Genomic DNA, 13,628 nt, shown 5'->3' on the forward strand with positions numbered 1-13,628 from the left:
TCGAACCGGAGGAATCCAGCATGACCCAACCCACCCACATCCGGCGAGACGGCCACCGGCCGTTACTGCTGGACCTGTTCTCCTGTGCTGGCGGCGCCGCCACCGGCTACGCCCGCGCCGGCTTCCGTGTCCACGGCTGCGACATCGCCGACCGGCCCAACTACCCCTTCCCCTACCACCGGGGCGACGCCCTCGCCCACCTCGCCCATCTCATCGCGTCGGGCGAGATCGAGCGGTATTCGTTCGTGCACGCTTCCTGCCCGTGCCAGGCCGGATGCGCGCTGACCGTGGGCACCAACCGGTCCCAGGGGTGGGGCGGCGCGCACGTCGACCTGGTGGCACCCACGCGTGAGCTGCTGGAGCGCACGGGCCTGCCGTACGTGATCGAGCAGCCCAACGGCCGCGCCGCCATCCGCAAAGACCTCACTCTGTGCGGGGAGATGTTCGGGCTCGGGGTCATCCGACACCGCAACTTCGAGTTGGGCGGCTGGAGCATCGAGCAGCCGGCGCACATCCCGCACCGCGGGCGGGTGCGCGGCTACCGGCACGGCCGCTACTTCGACGGCCCCTACGTCGCCGCTTACGGCAACGGCGGGGGCAAGCCGTCCATCCCTGAGCTTCAGGCCGCGATGGGCATCACGTGGACGGACGTCCGCGAGGAACTGACCGAAGCCATCCCGCCCGCCTACAGCGAGCACATCGGCCGCGCGTTCCTCGCCTCCCGCACGCTGGGGGTGGCGGCGTGAGCGAGATCCTTCTGAACGCGGCCCTGGGTGCCGCCGCACGCGGCTGGTACGTCTTCCCGCTGCGTCCGGGCGTCAAGTTCCCTGCCCTGCACGGGGAGCGGACGTGCACCGGCACCGGGGCGTGCGCGAGCGGGCACCGCAAGTGGGAGCAGCGCGCCACGACCGACGCCGACCGCATCCGCGCCACCTGGTCCACCGGGCCCTACAACGTCGGCATCGCCACCGGCCCCTCCGGGCTGCTGGTCGTCGACCTGGACACGCTCAAGCCCGAAGATCTGAAAGGAACGCCTGACGGCGCGACTTCCTTTGCAGCGCTCTGCGAGCGCGCCCGCGAAACGGCGCCGGACACCTACCGGGTGCGGACCGCGCGCGGTGGGGAGCATCTGTACTTCACCCAACCCCCCGGCGCGCGGCTGCACTCCACCAAAGGACGCCTCGCCCCGAAGATCGACACTCGGGGATGGGGCGGCTACGTCGTCGCCGCCGGCAGCACCACCCCCACCGGAGCCTACGAGCCGCTGAGCAGCCCCCAGACCGCCCCTCTGCCCTCCTGGCTCCAAAGCATCCTGCAACCCGCCCCCAAAGCCCCTGCGGCCCCTTCTATGGCCGTAGCGGGGCAATCCCGTCGATACGCAGACGTAGCGCTCGCTGCCGAGACGCGAAACGTCGCGGCGGCTCAAGTCGGCGAACGGGAAGCGAAGTTGTTCAGGGCCGCACGCGCGTTGGGGCGCTTCGTCGCGTGGGGCGACCTTCCCCGGCACGTGGTTGAACAGGCTCTTCAGGAGGGGGGCGAGGCGGCCGGACTGACCGCGTCCGAGTGCCGCTCCACCCTGCGCAGCGCCCTGAACTGGTCCATCGCCCACAACCAGAACCGCCGGGACGCGGCATGAGCACCCGCCGGCATTCCCCACTGAAGAGCATCACCACCCCGAACGGCCCCCAGGCCGCTGCACAGCCTGTGGACGATCCGGCCGTGGGCGAGCCGAAGGGCGTCGCCGAAGGCGTCCCCACTGCTGTTCGCCCTGACCCCCACACGGGCGACGGGCGCCGTCCCGTGGCCTGGCTGCACATCGTCGCGCCGCCGTCCTGGAGCGTGACCCCCTCCGCTCGTTCCTGGTGCACCTGCGGATACGAGCGACAGGCCCTCGGCCGTGCCGCCGTTCTGCAACTGGTCGCCGCTCACAACGAACACCGCACTGCATGCCCGCTGTTGGGCCCGACCACGGAAGGCAGGGCCGCCGCATGACGACCAACGACGCCAACGCGGATCTGTGGGAAGGGTTCGAGCACATCGAACCCGAGCAGATCACTGGCCCCGCCTGGGACGAACCCGTCCCTCTGAGGGCCCGCCCGCCTCTTCCGGACTTCCCCGTGGACGCCCTCCCGGCATGGCTGGGCGCCATGGTGCGGGGTGTGGCCGAGGAGACCCAGACACCGGCGGACCTCGCCGGTTGCCTGGCTTTGGCGGTCCTGGCCACCGCCGCCGGTGGGCGGGTCAAGGTGTGCGTACGGGGGCACTGGCGCGAGCCGGTGAACCTCTACACCGCCATCGCCCTGCCCCCTGGCAACCGCAAGTCCGCCGTATTCGACCTCATGGTCAAACCGCTGCTCGATGCGGAGAAGGCCCTGATCGAACTCTCCGGACCCGTGAGGGCGGAAGCGGAAACCCTGGCGAGGCTGGCCAAGTCCGCCGCCGAGAAGGCCGCGGGCAAGGCCGCCGGCGCGGAGCCCGAGCACCGCGACTCCCTGACCGCCGAAGCCGTCCAACTGGCCCAGGACGCCGACAAGATGCGTGTCCCGGCCGAACCTCAGCTTGTCGCGGACGACGTGACACCGGAGAACGTCGGCACGCTCCTGGACGAGCAGGGCGGACGCATCTCCTGCCTGAGTGCCGAGGGGGAGCTGTTCGACATCATCGCCGGTCGCTACACGGGCAAGCCCAACATGGGCATGTTCCTCAAGGGCCACGCCGGGGACATGCTGCGCGTCAACCGGCAGGGGCGCAGTGCCCAGCACGTCGACTCCCCGGCGGTGACGATCGGTCTGGCGGTGCAGCCGGAAGTTCTGGACGCGCTCAGTCGCATCGACGGGGCCGACGGGCGCGGGCTCCTCGCCCGGTTCCTCTACTCCAAGCCCCTGTCCCTGGTCGGCTCCCGCAGCCTGACCCCCGATCTGCTGGACGAGCAGGTGGCCGCCACCTACGCCAAGCACCTGACGGGCCTCACCCTCGCCCTGGCGGACTGGACCGACCCCGCCCTCATCCAGCTCACCCCGGAAGCCGACGCGGTCCTGCTGGCCTTTCAGAAGGTCACCGAGTCGCGTCTGGGTCCGGACGGGAGTTTCGCTCCGATCGTGAAATGGGCGTCCAAGAGGGACGGCGCCGTGGCCCGCATCGCCGGACTCCTGCACCTCGCAACTCACCCCGAGGACGGGTGGCACAAGCCCATCGACGCCTCCACCATGGCCGCCGCAACCGAGCTGGGCGTCTACTTCACCGCGCACGCCCTGGACGTCTTCAGCGTCATGAGCGCCGACCCCGCCCACGAATCCGCGGTGACCGTCCTCGCCCAGCTCGTCGCCGGCAACCCCGCGCAGTTCACCAAGCGGGAACTGTTCCGGATGCTGCGCCGGGCCGACTTCCCCGCCATCGGCGACCTGGACCCCGCCCTGGCCCTGCTTGAAGAACACGGCTGGATTCGCCAGCAGCCGCCGCCCCCGCGCACCGGTCGCGGCGGCCGGCCGCCCTCGCCCCGCTACGAGACCCATCCGCGCATCGCGCGCGGAGCCTGACACAACCCCCGGACCGCTGACAGAACTGACAGAACTCCCCCCGCAAGCCGCTGACCTGCATGAACGGCCGCGATCACGGTTTTGACAGAACTGAATTAAAACTCGACAGAACCCCCGGCCCCGCCGTCGGGTGTCCTGTGACAGAACCTCCCTCCGAGAGGTTCTGTCAGGTTTTAATTCAATTTTGTCAAAGATCCAGAACACCTCGAAACCGCAGGTCAACGACCTACCGGCGAGGTTCTGTCAGTTCTGTCAGCGGAATGCGGCCCTGCCATCCGTTCGGAGACCCCGTGAGTGCACCCGCCCCCGCCAGACAAGACCCCCGCGCCACCCTCCGGGGCGGCCTCCCAGACCGGTACCTCACCCCCGACGACATCGCCGAGATCTTCGAGGTGCCCAAGGAGACCGTCTACCAGTGGCGTAAGAAGCGCATCGGCCCGCCCGGTTTCCGCGTCGGCAAGCACATCCGCTACGACCCCGCCGACGTTCGGGCCTACGTCACCCAGCGCAAGAGCGCCGACCAGGACGCCGCTTAGCCCAACACAGACCGCAGACAGCAGGGAGAGCCGCTACCCAGCGGCTCTCCCTGCTGCGTGTTGAGAGGACCCCGCCCCATGGCAGGCCACATCCAAGACCGCTGGTTCAAGACGGAAAAGGACGCCGAAGACAAGACCCGGCGCGTGAAGACCGAACGCCACGGCATCGGCATGCGCTACCGAGCCCGCTATGTGGGGCCCGACGGCACCGAGAAGTCCAAGAGCTTCCGCGACGGACAGAAGCGTCTCGCAGAGAAGTGGCTGAGCAACACTGAGGCTGACATGGGTAGCGGGCAGTACGTCGACCCGCGCGCAGCCAAGAAGACGTTTCAGCAGTACACGGAGAACTGGCTGAGCACGCTCGGGTCGGACCCGAACACCCTGGAGTCCATGAGATCCCAACTCGGGCTGCACGCCTTCCCGCACATCGGGTCTCGGCCGCTCGGATCGTTCAAGCCGGAGCACATCCGAGAGTGGGTGGCCGTGCTCGAAGCGAGCGTGCCGGGCTCGTACGGCCGCATCATCTACGCCAACGTACGGTCCGCCCTGAACGCCGCCGTTGATGACGGCTACCTGAGCCGCAACCCCGTTTCCGCTCGCTCAGTGAAGCCACCGGCGGTTGACTCGAAGCGCATCGTGCCCTGGACGCCCGAGCGCGTGTTCGCTGTACGAGACGCGCTGCCGGAGCGGTACCAGGCGATGATCGACCTCGGCGCCGGATGCGGCATGCGGCAAGGGGAGATCCTAGGTATCGCCGTGAACGCGCTCGATTTCGAGTCGGACACGCTCCACGTGGTTCAGCAGCTCAAGCTCAGCCAAAGCAGGCCCGTGTTCGCCCTGCCCAAGGGCGGCAAGACGCGGGACGTACCTCTACCGGGCCCGGTGGCCGACGCACTCCGGGCCCACATGAAGCGGTACCCGCCGGTCGAGATCACCTTGCCGTGGCGGAAGGCTGACGGGCCGCTGGTGACCCGTCGAATCGTCTTCACGGCGCCCCGTGGCAACCACGTGTGGCGCACGACCCTGAACGAGGACTCGTGGAAGCCCGCACTCGTAGCAGCCGGAGTTATCCCCGAGCCGGAGACGAAGGGCGACGCGCACGCGGCAGCTCGGGAGCACGGCATGCACGCGCTCAGGCACTTCTACGCGTCCGCGCTCCTGGACGCGGGGGAGAGCATCAAGGCCGTCAGCGAGTACCTTGGGCACAGCAACGCGGCCTTGACGCTGAGAATCTACGCCCATCTCATGCCGAGCAGCCGAGAGCGCACACGGACTGCGATCGCGACTCTTTACGGCGGGGCCCAACGATCGCATTGACGGCCCACAGACGGCCCACGGCCCGTGACGGGACCGCCGGGTGGGGTGAAACCCCTGGTGGGGAGCCTGCCCGGCTGCGGGCTTGCTTCTCTGAGCCGGAGAAGACGAACGCGTACCTCACAGGTCTCTCGGGCTAGCCGCTGTAACCAGTGCGCCGGGCGGCTCAGGTGCCGCCCGGCGCCAGTTCCTCTAGGTCCGCGGAGCCTTCGACCGGTCGTACCCCGCGTCCTCCCCCTTGCGTGCCCCGCGTGGGAGCTTTGGGGGGACGTAGTTCTTCATCGGCTTGGCCGAGGGGTCCGGGCGTACCGCGCCGAGGAGGGGGTTCGAGGCGATGGGGGAGACCTTGACCCGGCTGCCGGGGCGAGGCGCCTGGATGACCATGCCGTCGCCCAGGTACATCGCCACATGCGTGGCCTTGGGGAAGTAGACGATCAGGTCGCCCGGACGCAGCTTCCGCAGCGAGACCCGCCGCAGCTGCGCCCACTGCTCCTGCGACGTACGCGGGATCTCCTTGCCCGCCTTCGCCCACGCCTTCGACGTGAGCCCCGAGCAGTCGAAGGACTTGGGCCCCTCCGCGCCCCACTTGTACGGCTTCCCGATCTGCCGCACGGCGTAGTCGAGGGCCGAGTCGCCCTTCCGTGACGGGGGCCGGGTCGCCGGGGAGCCCGCAGCCCCCGCCGACCCTCCAACCCCGCTCAGCGAGCCCGAGTCCAGGAACTTCCGCTGCGCCGCGGCCATCCCCTCCTCCTCGGCCCGCGCGAGCTCCGCCAGCTGGTCCGTGCTCAGCGAGGCGAGCAGTTCCTCGACCTCCTTCAGCTGCCCCTTGACCGAGTCCCGCGCCTTCTTCTGCTCCGCGGCGAGGGCGACTTGGGACTCCAGGGCGCTCTTGGCGTCGGCCGCGAGCGTGGCCGCCGTCTGCTCGCCCCCGACGAGGCGATCCAGCGTCGCGGCACGCTCCGCCGCCACCCGGCCGAGCACATGCCCCTGGTCGACGGCCTGCTGCGGGTTGCGCGCGAGCAGCAGGTGTACGTACGGGGAGATGTCCGTGGTGCCTTGGTACTGCTGGCGTGCGAAGCGCCCCGCCGCGCCCTTGCCGTCGCGCACCGAGGTCTTGGCGCGGGCCAGGCCGCGGTTGAGGCGGGTGACCTCGGCGCGCTGTTCCTTCAGCTTCTCCGCGGTCGCGTTGTACGTCTCCGTGGACTCCTCGGCCTTCCGGTACAGCTCCTGAAGGTCCGTCAGGAGCTCGGAGACCGGGCGCTCGGTGACGTCGTCGGGCTCCGGGACGGCGTACGCCGGAGAGGCCGTCGCAAGCAGCGCACCGACCGCCGCCCCCGTACCGACCCACCGCAGCAGCCTGCCTGACATGCCATCACCTCCGATGCGCGGCGGCACGTCCGCCCCGCACCGCGAGCATCAGCCGCCCCGGCGCGGCCCGCCTCCGGAAGGTGCGCGGGTTGGCGCAATGCGATCACTCGTCCAGGGCCCCACGGCGCGCCGCCCTTGCTCACCGGAAAAGGACTCAGGCCGCCCCGCCGCCCGGCTTCGACCACGGCCACTTCAGGCCCGGCCCCGCCTTGTCGCCCTCGGGGTCGTACTCGTACTTCCAGCCCTGGTGCAGCCCGAGCCGCTTGCCCGCGGCCTTGGCCACCCTGCGGTACACGAGCACGGTCGCCGGGCCGCCCGCGTCGTCCGGCACCGGGACCCGGTACACCTTCGGGGGGTGGCCGGTCGGGCCGAGCAGGATGGGCAGTACGCGGCCGTCCAGGGGTCCGCCCACGAAGGGGGTGTCTTCGCTCTTCACCCGCCCAGTGTCACAGCACCGGCGTCACAGCAGGTGCGCCGCGTCGCTCACCACGGGCAGGACGCGCCGGGCCAGCGAGCCGGCGGGCCCCTCGGACGTCTCCAGGGCCAGCGCCACCCGTACCGCCTCCGCGGTCTGCGGGTCGCGGCCCGCGGAGGCCACGAGGACCGCCATGAACTGCTCGACCAGCCAGTCCCGCAGCTCGTCGAGCGGCGGTTGCTTCTCCTCGTCGAGCCAGATCAGGGACGCCGCCTCGACGGAAGTGATCCACATCCGCACCGTCATCCGCAGCCGCGGGCCCGTGGCGCCCGCGACCTCAAGGTGGGCCAGGATGTGGTCGGCGGCCGTCCTGCGCACCTCGTCCACGATGGCGGTCGTCCGGGAGGTCTCCACGACGCTGCCGCCCTGGAGGAGCGCGCTGAACCCCGCGTCGTGCTGGTCGACGAAGGCGAGATAGCGGTCGAGGGCGTTGGCCAGGCGCTGGGTGAGCGGCCCCTCGGGCGGCTCGGCGAAGCACTGCTCCAGCTCGTCGGCGGCGGAGCGCAGCGCGGCCTCGTACAACTGCTGCTTGCCGCCGGGGAAGTAGCGGTAGACGAGCGGCCGGGAGACTCCGGCCGCCTCCGCGACGTCGTCGAGGGAGACCTCGTCGGGTGCGCGCACCGCGAAAAGGGACAGGGCAGCCTCCTTGAGCTGCCGCTGCCGCTCTTCGACACTGAGGCGCCGGTACGCGCGGGTGGGAGCAGGCGAGGTCATGCCTCGAAGCGTATCGGGCCTTTCGAACAAGCGCCCCGGAACCCTGCGTACCCTCTTCGCTACGCCAGAAGTCCCGAGCTCCTCCACAGCCGCCGCCCCGCACCGCGCAGCACCCCGATGTCGTCGAGGAAGTCCGTGAGGCGCTTGGCTCCTGTCTGCATGACTTCGCGGCGGTGGGGGCTCGCCTTGACCTGGGCCATGGCCTGGCGTTTGTCCAGGCCCACGTTCGTGTAGACCTCGGGGTTGATGAAGGCGACGGAGAAGACGCGGGCGAACTCGCCGGAGGTGAGGCGGGTGAACTCCTGGGACCAGCGCGGCGCGGTCACCATCTGGCGGCGCAGCTCCTCACGGGCGTACCGCACATGGCGCGCCTCCTCCACGACGTGGATGCGCGTGACACCGCGTACGAGGGTCTGGACGCGCTCGTCGGGGAACGTCAGGCGCTGCATCCAGTCGAGGATCTCCTCGCCGAGCAGCGTCGCCGTGAACGAACCGGGCGTCGTCGAGATGGTCTTGAAGAGCCGCCCGAGGTTCCGGTGCACGGCGCTGACCGGGTAGTACGGCGTGTCCCCGCGTGTGATCAGGCGCGCGAACATCTTCGAGTGCCGGCACTCGTCCTCGATCTCGGTCAGGGCGTACCGCACGTGCGCGCTCGTGGCGGGCTTGTCGTAGATGTGCCGGACGAGCAGCTGCATGAGGATCAGTTCGAACCAGATGCCGAGCGAGGCGAGCGCCGCGGCTTCGTGCTGGGAGAGGGCGATGCGCTGGTCCTCGCTCATCCGCCGCCACATCGGCGTGCCGTAGAGGGAGACCAGTTCCGGGGGCCAGAACCATTTGCCCGCCTCGAAGGGTGCCTCCCAGTCCAGCTCCTTGTCGGGGTCGAAGGAGTGCTTGGCGGAGGAGTCGAGCAGCCGCTCGGCCACCTTTTCGCGGTCCTTGAGCGCTCCCAGCGCGTCCCGCAGCCCTTCGATCGCCGCGTCCTCCGTGGTGGTCGTCATTGCCTCTGCCCCTGCCTCGTCGTCAGAGTTACCGGCGGTCACAAATTATGAGACTGCTTGTCAGCAAGGCCGTCAATCCCCCGCGCAGAACTTGTTGACCCGGCATCTACAAACGTGTGAGCCTGCCAACTACCAACTGGTACGCGGCAGTCGAAAACAGCACGAGGCGAGTACGGAGACCCCGAGGCCGATTCCTAGGAGCCGTCAGTGTCCACTCATGAGCTGTACACACACGCCCCCGACGAGACCACCTGGCAGATACCGGCGACCGGCGCGGCCCGTTTCAGCTGGGAGTACGACGAAGGCCGTGACCGTCTTCTCGCCCTCTACCAGAAGGGCAAGGACAAGCAGTGGGACGGCGCCAAGCGCATCGCCTGGGACCTCGAGGTCGACCCGTACGACCCCCTGGGCACCCCCGACGAGTCCATGTCGCTCTACGGCACCCGGCACTGGGCGAAGATGACCGACCGCGACAAGGGCGAACTGCGAAAGCACTACGCCTCCTGGCAGTTCAGCCAGTTCCTGCACGGCGAGCAGGGCGCGATGGTGTGCGCGGCCCGCATCGTGGAGTCGGTCCCCGACCTCGACGCTAAGTTCTACTCCGCGACCCAGACCATGGACGAGGCGCGGCACGCGGAGGTCTACGGCCGCTTCCTGCACGACAAGATCGGCATGCTCTACCCGATCAACGACAACCTCAAGTCGCTGCTCGGCGACACCCTGCGCGACTCCCGCTGGGACATGCCCTACCTCGGCATGCAGGTCCTCATCGAAGGCCTCGCGCTCGCCGCCTTCGGCATGATCCGCGACACGACCGACAAACCGCTGCCCAAACAGATCCTCGCCTACGTCATGCAGGACGAGGCCCGGCACGTGGCCTTCGGCCGCATGGCCCTGCGCGACTACTACAAACAGCTCTCCGACGCGGAACTGCGCGAGCGCGAGGAATTCGTCATCGAGGGCTGCTATCTGATGCGCGACCGGCTGCGCGGCGTCGAGGTCCTGGAGAACTTCGGCATCCCCAAGGCCGAGGCCGAGGAGTGCAGCGAGAACTCCGAGTTCCTCGCCCTCTTCCGGCAGCTGCTCTTCAGCCGCATCGTGCCGTGCGTCAAGGACATCGGCCTGTGGGGCAAGCGGCTCCAGGAGGCGTACGTCGACATGGGCGTCTTCGAGATGGGCAACGCCAACCTCGACCAGCTGATGGCGCAGGACGAGGAGATCGCCGAGAAACTGGACGCGGAGCGGTTCGCGGCCGAGGAGGGCGCACGGGTGGCGGAGGTCGAGGACATGATCGCCTCGGGCGGCGCGCCCAACCCCTGACGCGGAGTGCCGGGGACCGCTCTACGACCCGCCGAGCACCGCCTCCATCACGGCCTTGGCGACCGGCGCCGCGCTGCCGCCGCCGCTGATGTCGCTCCGGTCCGCCGCCGCGTCCTCGACCACCACGGCCACCGCCACCGATGGCTGCGCCTCGTCGGACTTCTGGGCCCAGGAGATGAACCAGGCGTACGGCGTGCCGGAGTTGTCGATGCCGTGCTGGGCCGTGCCCGTCTTGCCGCCGACCGTGGCGCCGGGGATCGCCGCGTTGCCGCCGGTGCCCTCCTCGACCACGTCGGTCATCAGCTCCCGCAACTGCATCGCCGTGGCCGGGTTCATCGCCCGGTGCAGGGTGCCGGTGCCGGTGTTGCGCACCACGTCGCCGTCGTCGGTCGTCGTCTCGTCCACCAGGTGCGGGGATTCGACCGAGCCGCCGTTGGCCACCGCCGCCGAGACCATCGCCATCTGCAGCGGCGTCGCCCTCGTGTCGTACTGGCCGATCGAGGAGAGCGCCAGCTGCGCACTGTCCATGGACGTGTCGAAGTTGCTCGCCGCCACCGACGACGGGATCTTCAGACCGTCGTCGTTGAAGCCGAAGTTCTTCGCGGTGCCCAGCATGTCGCTCAGGCCGGTGTCCGCGCCCAGCTTGGCGAAGACCGTGTTGCAGGACCACTCGAAGGCATAGCGGAGGGGCGCGTTCTTGCAGCCCTCGACCTCGTTCGTGAGCTGCGTGCGCGTGCCGGGCAGCGTGTACGGGGCGGGGGACTTCGTGGCGGCGTCCAGATCCGTGACCGTGCCCGCGTCGAGGGCCGCGGCGGCCGTCACCACCTTGAACGTCGAACCGGGCGGATAGGTCTGGCGGATCGCCCGGTTCAGCATCGGCTTGTCGGCGCTCGCGTTCAGCGAGGCCCAGGACCGCGCCACCGACGCACTGGTGCCGGAGAGCCGCTCGGGATCGTACGAAGGGGTGCTGACCAGGGCGAGGATCTTCCCCGTCGACGGCTCGATCGCGGCGACCGCGCCCTTCTTGCCGCCGAGCCCCGCGTACGCGGCCTGCTGAGCGGCGGCCCTGATCGTGGTCCGCACCTGGCCGCCGGGGTTCTGGGTGCGGCTGACGTCGTTCCACAGGGGGAGCGGGGCGAGCATCGGGTCGGTGCCGGAGAGGATGTCGTCCTCGGCGTTCTCCAGGAGCGCCGTGCCGTAGACCTGCGAGGCGTAGCCGGTCACCGGGGCGTACAACGGACCGTTCTTGTACGTGCGTTCATAGCGCAGCTGCTCCCCGGTGTCCTTGGAGCCGGTGACCGGGCGGCCGTCGACCATGATGTCGCCGCGCGGCTGGCCGAAGCGGGCGATGGCCTGGCGGCGGTTGGCGGAGTTGTCGTCGAAGGTGCCCGACTGCACGACCTGGACGCGGGTCGCGTTCACGAGCAGGGCGATGAGCAGCAGCGCGCAGAAGGCGGCGGCATGCCGGATGTACCTGGTCACGCGGCCCCCTCCGCCGGTCCCGCGGGCCCCACCGGCTGGCTGCGCGCCGAGTCGCTGACCCGGATGAGCAGCGCCACGATGATCCAGTTCGTGACGACCGATGAGCCGCCCTGCGCGAGGAAGGGCATCGCCATGCCGGTCAGCGGGATGAGCCCGGTCACCCCGCCCGCGATCACGAACACCTGGAGGGCGACGATCGAGGCGAGCCCGACCGCGAGCAGCCGCCCGAAGGAGTCCCGCAGGGCGAGCCCCGCCCGGTAGCCCCGCTCCACCAGCAGCGCGTAGAGCAGGAAGATCGCCGTGAGCCCCGCGAGGCCGAGCTCCTCGCCCGCCGTCGCCAGGATGAAGTCGGACTTGGCGGCGAAGCCGATCAGGATGGAGTGCCCGAGGCCGAGCCCGGTGCCGAGCATCCCCCCGGCCGCGAACGCGAAGAGCGACTGCGCCAGTTGGTTGGGCCCCTCGCCCGCGTCGATGGAGGCGAAGGGGTGCAGCCAGTCCTCGACCCGGCTGTGCACATGGGGTTCGAGCGAACCCACCGCGAACGCCCCGACCCCGGCGAGCACCAGGCCGACCGCGATCCAGCCGATGCGCCCGGTGGCGACGTACAGCAGGACCACGAAGAGCCCGAAGAAGAGCAGCGAGGTGCCCAGATCGCGCTCCAGGACGAGCACGCCGACGCTGAGCAGCCAGATCGCGACGATCGGCCCGAGCACGCGCCCGGTCGGCAGCTGGAGCTTCGTCAGCTTCCAGACCGTACGGCCGGTGTAGGCGAGGGCGCTGCGGTTGGCGGCGAGATAGCTGGCGAAGAAGATCGCGAGCAGGACCTTCGCGAACTCGCCGGGCTGGATGGAGAATCCGCCGATCCTGATCCAGATCCGGGCGCCGTTCACGGCCGGGAAGAAGATCGGCACGATCATCAGGACAAGGGCGGTGACGACGCAGATGTACGCGTACCGCTGGAGGACCCGGTGGTCGCGCAGGAGGAGCACGACGCCGATGAAGAGCGCCACGCCGACGGTGGACCAGACGAGTTGCGTGGGCGCCGCCTCGTCGCCGGGGGTCTCCAGGTCGAGCCGGTAGATCAGGACGAGGCCGAGGCCGTTGAGGAGCACGGCGATCGGCAGGAGCAGCGGATCGGCGTACGGCGCGCGGAAGCGGACCGCGAGATGCGCGAGGAGCGCGAGCACGCCGAGCCCGGCGCCGTAACCGGCGGCGCCGGGCGGGACGGTGCCGTTCTTGGCGAGACCGACGTCGCAGTAGCCGTAGACCGAGAGGAGTACGGCCACGACGATCAGGGCGACTTCGGTGCCACGGCGCCGGGGTACGCGGACAGCGGGTACGGAAGGGGGCGCCGCTGCTGTTCCGGTCATGCTCCGGAACGTAGCAAGCGATAGCCACTGATGTCCGCTTATGTCACGGTGTGCTGGGTGAGGCGTCCGTGCCGGTGAGACGTCAGCACCAGCGGGGCGCGGGCCCGATGTTGGAGATGTAGTGCGCGGCGCCCCACGCCCAGGTGCCGTTGGTGAGCAGGTACCAGCGGTTGTTGCCGCTCACGTTGCTGCCGGTCGTCTTGCAGTAGATGGAGACGATCCTGCCGTGCGGCACGCTGCGGACCACGCGGCTGCCGCGGGTCGGCGCGGTGCGAAGGAGCAGTCCGCCCTTGGCGGTGACGCGGCCCTTGTAGATGCGCGGGTTGTTGTTGGCGTCGTCGGCGGCGACGGCGGAGGGGCTGGTGAGGGTGAGGGCGGCGAGCGCACCGCCGGCGACGAGTATGCCGAGGCGGGTGGTGGTCGCGGTGGGCCGAAGGGACATGAGGGCCTCCTCTGGGGAAGGGCGGATGCGATGCGGCTCCGGGCCCTGGAATGCGGGACGTAAGCCGCAATTC

General features: G+C 69.8%; 14 protein-coding genes. 7 read left to right on the plus strand and 7 right to left on the minus strand.

Going from position 1 to position 13,628, the window contains the following annotated elements:
- Positions 1-20: 20 nt before the first annotated feature.
- From ABZ906_RS26345 to ABZ906_RS26370, 6 genes are all read left to right on the plus strand, one after another.
- On the plus strand, positions 21-746 hold the full coding sequence (locus tag ABZ906_RS26345) for a DNA methylase (RefSeq protein WP_361386535.1): 726 nt from the start codon (positions 21-23) through the stop codon (positions 744-746).
- Positions 743-1,636 carry a bifunctional DNA primase/polymerase gene (locus ABZ906_RS26350; RefSeq protein ID WP_361386538.1) on the plus strand — a complete coding sequence of 298 codons (894 nt, stop codon included), beginning with the start codon at positions 743-745 and terminating at the stop codon, positions 1,634-1,636. Before ABZ906_RS26345 ends, ABZ906_RS26350 begins: the two co-directional genes overlap by 4 nt.
- Before the next feature lie 83 nt (positions 1,637-1,719).
- A complete protein-coding gene (locus tag ABZ906_RS26355; protein ID WP_361386541.1) occupies positions 1,720-1,992 on the plus strand; it encodes a hypothetical protein in 273 nt (90 codons plus the stop codon).
- Entirely contained in the window at positions 1,989-3,536 is a 1,548-nt protein-coding gene (locus ABZ906_RS26360) for a YfjI family protein (RefSeq protein ID WP_361386544.1), read from the plus strand. Before ABZ906_RS26355 ends, ABZ906_RS26360 begins: the two co-directional genes overlap by 4 nt.
- A 260-nt stretch (positions 3,537-3,796) precedes the next feature.
- Positions 3,797-4,072 (plus strand): helix-turn-helix domain-containing protein, encoded by a 276-nt coding sequence (locus tag ABZ906_RS26365; RefSeq protein ID WP_361386547.1) that lies wholly within the window; start codon positions 3,797-3,799, stop codon positions 4,070-4,072.
- Between the two features lie 78 nt (positions 4,073-4,150).
- Positions 4,151-5,389 (plus strand): tyrosine-type recombinase/integrase, encoded by a 1,239-nt coding sequence (locus tag ABZ906_RS26370; RefSeq protein ID WP_361386550.1) that lies wholly within the window; start codon positions 4,151-4,153, stop codon positions 5,387-5,389.
- Between the two features lie 189 nt (positions 5,390-5,578).
- Here ABZ906_RS26370 and ABZ906_RS26375 read toward each other — a convergent pair whose 3' ends face one another.
- From ABZ906_RS26375 to ABZ906_RS26390, 4 genes are all read right to left on the minus strand, one after another.
- A complete protein-coding gene (locus tag ABZ906_RS26375) occupies positions 5,579-6,754 on the minus strand; it encodes an NlpC/P60 family protein (RefSeq protein ID WP_361386553.1) in 1,176 nt (391 codons plus the stop codon).
- A 154-nt stretch (positions 6,755-6,908) separates the two neighbouring features.
- Entirely contained in the window at positions 6,909-7,190 is a 282-nt protein-coding gene (locus ABZ906_RS26380; RefSeq protein WP_361181487.1) for a hypothetical protein, read from the minus strand.
- 24 nt (positions 7,191-7,214) lie between these two features.
- The gene (locus ABZ906_RS26385; protein WP_361181485.1) at positions 7,215-7,943 is read right to left on the minus strand and encodes a TetR/AcrR family transcriptional regulator; all 729 of its coding nucleotides are present in this window, start codon (positions 7,941-7,943) and stop codon (positions 7,215-7,217) included.
- Between the two features lie 59 nt (positions 7,944-8,002).
- Complete coding sequence (locus ABZ906_RS26390; protein WP_361386556.1) at positions 8,003-8,941, minus strand: diiron oxygenase; 939 nt, start codon at positions 8,939-8,941, stop codon at positions 8,003-8,005.
- A gap of 207 nt (positions 8,942-9,148) precedes the next feature.
- Here ABZ906_RS26390 and ABZ906_RS26395 point away from each other — a divergent pair, with 207 nt between their 5' ends.
- The gene (locus ABZ906_RS26395) at positions 9,149-10,261 is read left to right on the plus strand and encodes a ferritin-like domain-containing protein (protein WP_361181481.1); all 1,113 of its coding nucleotides are present in this window, start codon (positions 9,149-9,151) and stop codon (positions 10,259-10,261) included.
- A gap of 21 nt (positions 10,262-10,282) precedes the next feature.
- On the opposite strand, the gene ABZ906_RS26400 is transcribed toward ABZ906_RS26395, so the two are convergent.
- The 3 genes from ABZ906_RS26400 to ABZ906_RS26410 all read right to left on the minus strand — a co-directional run bounded on the left by ABZ906_RS26400 (position 10,283) and on the right by ABZ906_RS26410 (position 13,555).
- Positions 10,283-11,743, minus strand: coding sequence for a penicillin-binding transpeptidase domain-containing protein (locus ABZ906_RS26400; RefSeq protein WP_361386559.1), 1,461 nt, complete (start codon positions 11,741-11,743; stop codon positions 10,283-10,285).
- Positions 11,740-13,113, minus strand: coding sequence for an FtsW/RodA/SpoVE family cell cycle protein (locus ABZ906_RS26405; RefSeq protein ID WP_361181477.1), 1,374 nt, complete (start codon positions 13,111-13,113; stop codon positions 11,740-11,742). Before ABZ906_RS26405 ends, ABZ906_RS26400 begins: the two co-directional genes overlap by 4 nt.
- An 82-nt stretch (positions 13,114-13,195) precedes the next feature.
- Positions 13,196-13,555, minus strand: a complete 360-nt coding sequence (locus ABZ906_RS26410) for an SH3 domain-containing protein (RefSeq protein WP_361181475.1) — start codon at positions 13,553-13,555, stop codon at positions 13,196-13,198.
- Between the last annotated feature and the right edge of the window lie 73 nt (positions 13,556-13,628).

This window comes from Streptomyces sp. NPDC046925 (genome assembly GCF_040644915.1).
Lineage (GTDB): Bacteria > Actinomycetota > Actinomycetes > Streptomycetales > Streptomycetaceae > Streptomyces.

Bases quoted from the DNA above. Each gene is read 5' to 3' on its own strand.
- ABZ906_RS26345 (WP_361386535.1), top strand. From the start codon at position 21: ATGACCCAACCCACCCACATCCGGCGAGACGGCCACCGGCCGTTACTG.
- ABZ906_RS26360 (WP_361386544.1), top strand. From the start codon at position 1,989: ATGACGACCAACGACGCCAACGCGGATCTGTGGGAAGGGTTCGAGCAC.
- ABZ906_RS26365 (WP_361386547.1), top strand. From the start codon at position 3,797: ATGCGGCCCTGCCATCCGTTCGGAGACCCCGTGAGTGCACCCGCCCCC.
- ABZ906_RS26370 (WP_361386550.1), top strand. From the start codon at position 4,151: ATGGCAGGCCACATCCAAGACCGCTGGTTCAAGACGGAAAAGGACGCC.
- ABZ906_RS26375 (WP_361386553.1), bottom strand. From the start codon at position 6,754: ATGTCAGGCAGGCTGCTGCGGTGGGTCGGTACGGGGGCGGCGGTCGGT.
- ABZ906_RS26385 (WP_361181485.1), bottom strand. From the start codon at position 7,943: ATGACCTCGCCTGCTCCCACCCGCGCGTACCGGCGCCTCAGTGTCGAA.
- ABZ906_RS26390 (WP_361386556.1), bottom strand. From the start codon at position 8,941: ATGACGACCACCACGGAGGACGCGGCGATCGAAGGGCTGCGGGACGCG.
- ABZ906_RS26405 (WP_361181477.1), bottom strand. From the start codon at position 13,113: ATGACCGGAACAGCAGCGGCGCCCCCTTCCGTACCCGCTGTCCGCGTA.
- ABZ906_RS26410 (WP_361181475.1), bottom strand. From the start codon at position 13,555: ATGTCCCTTCGGCCCACCGCGACCACCACCCGCCTCGGCATACTCGTC.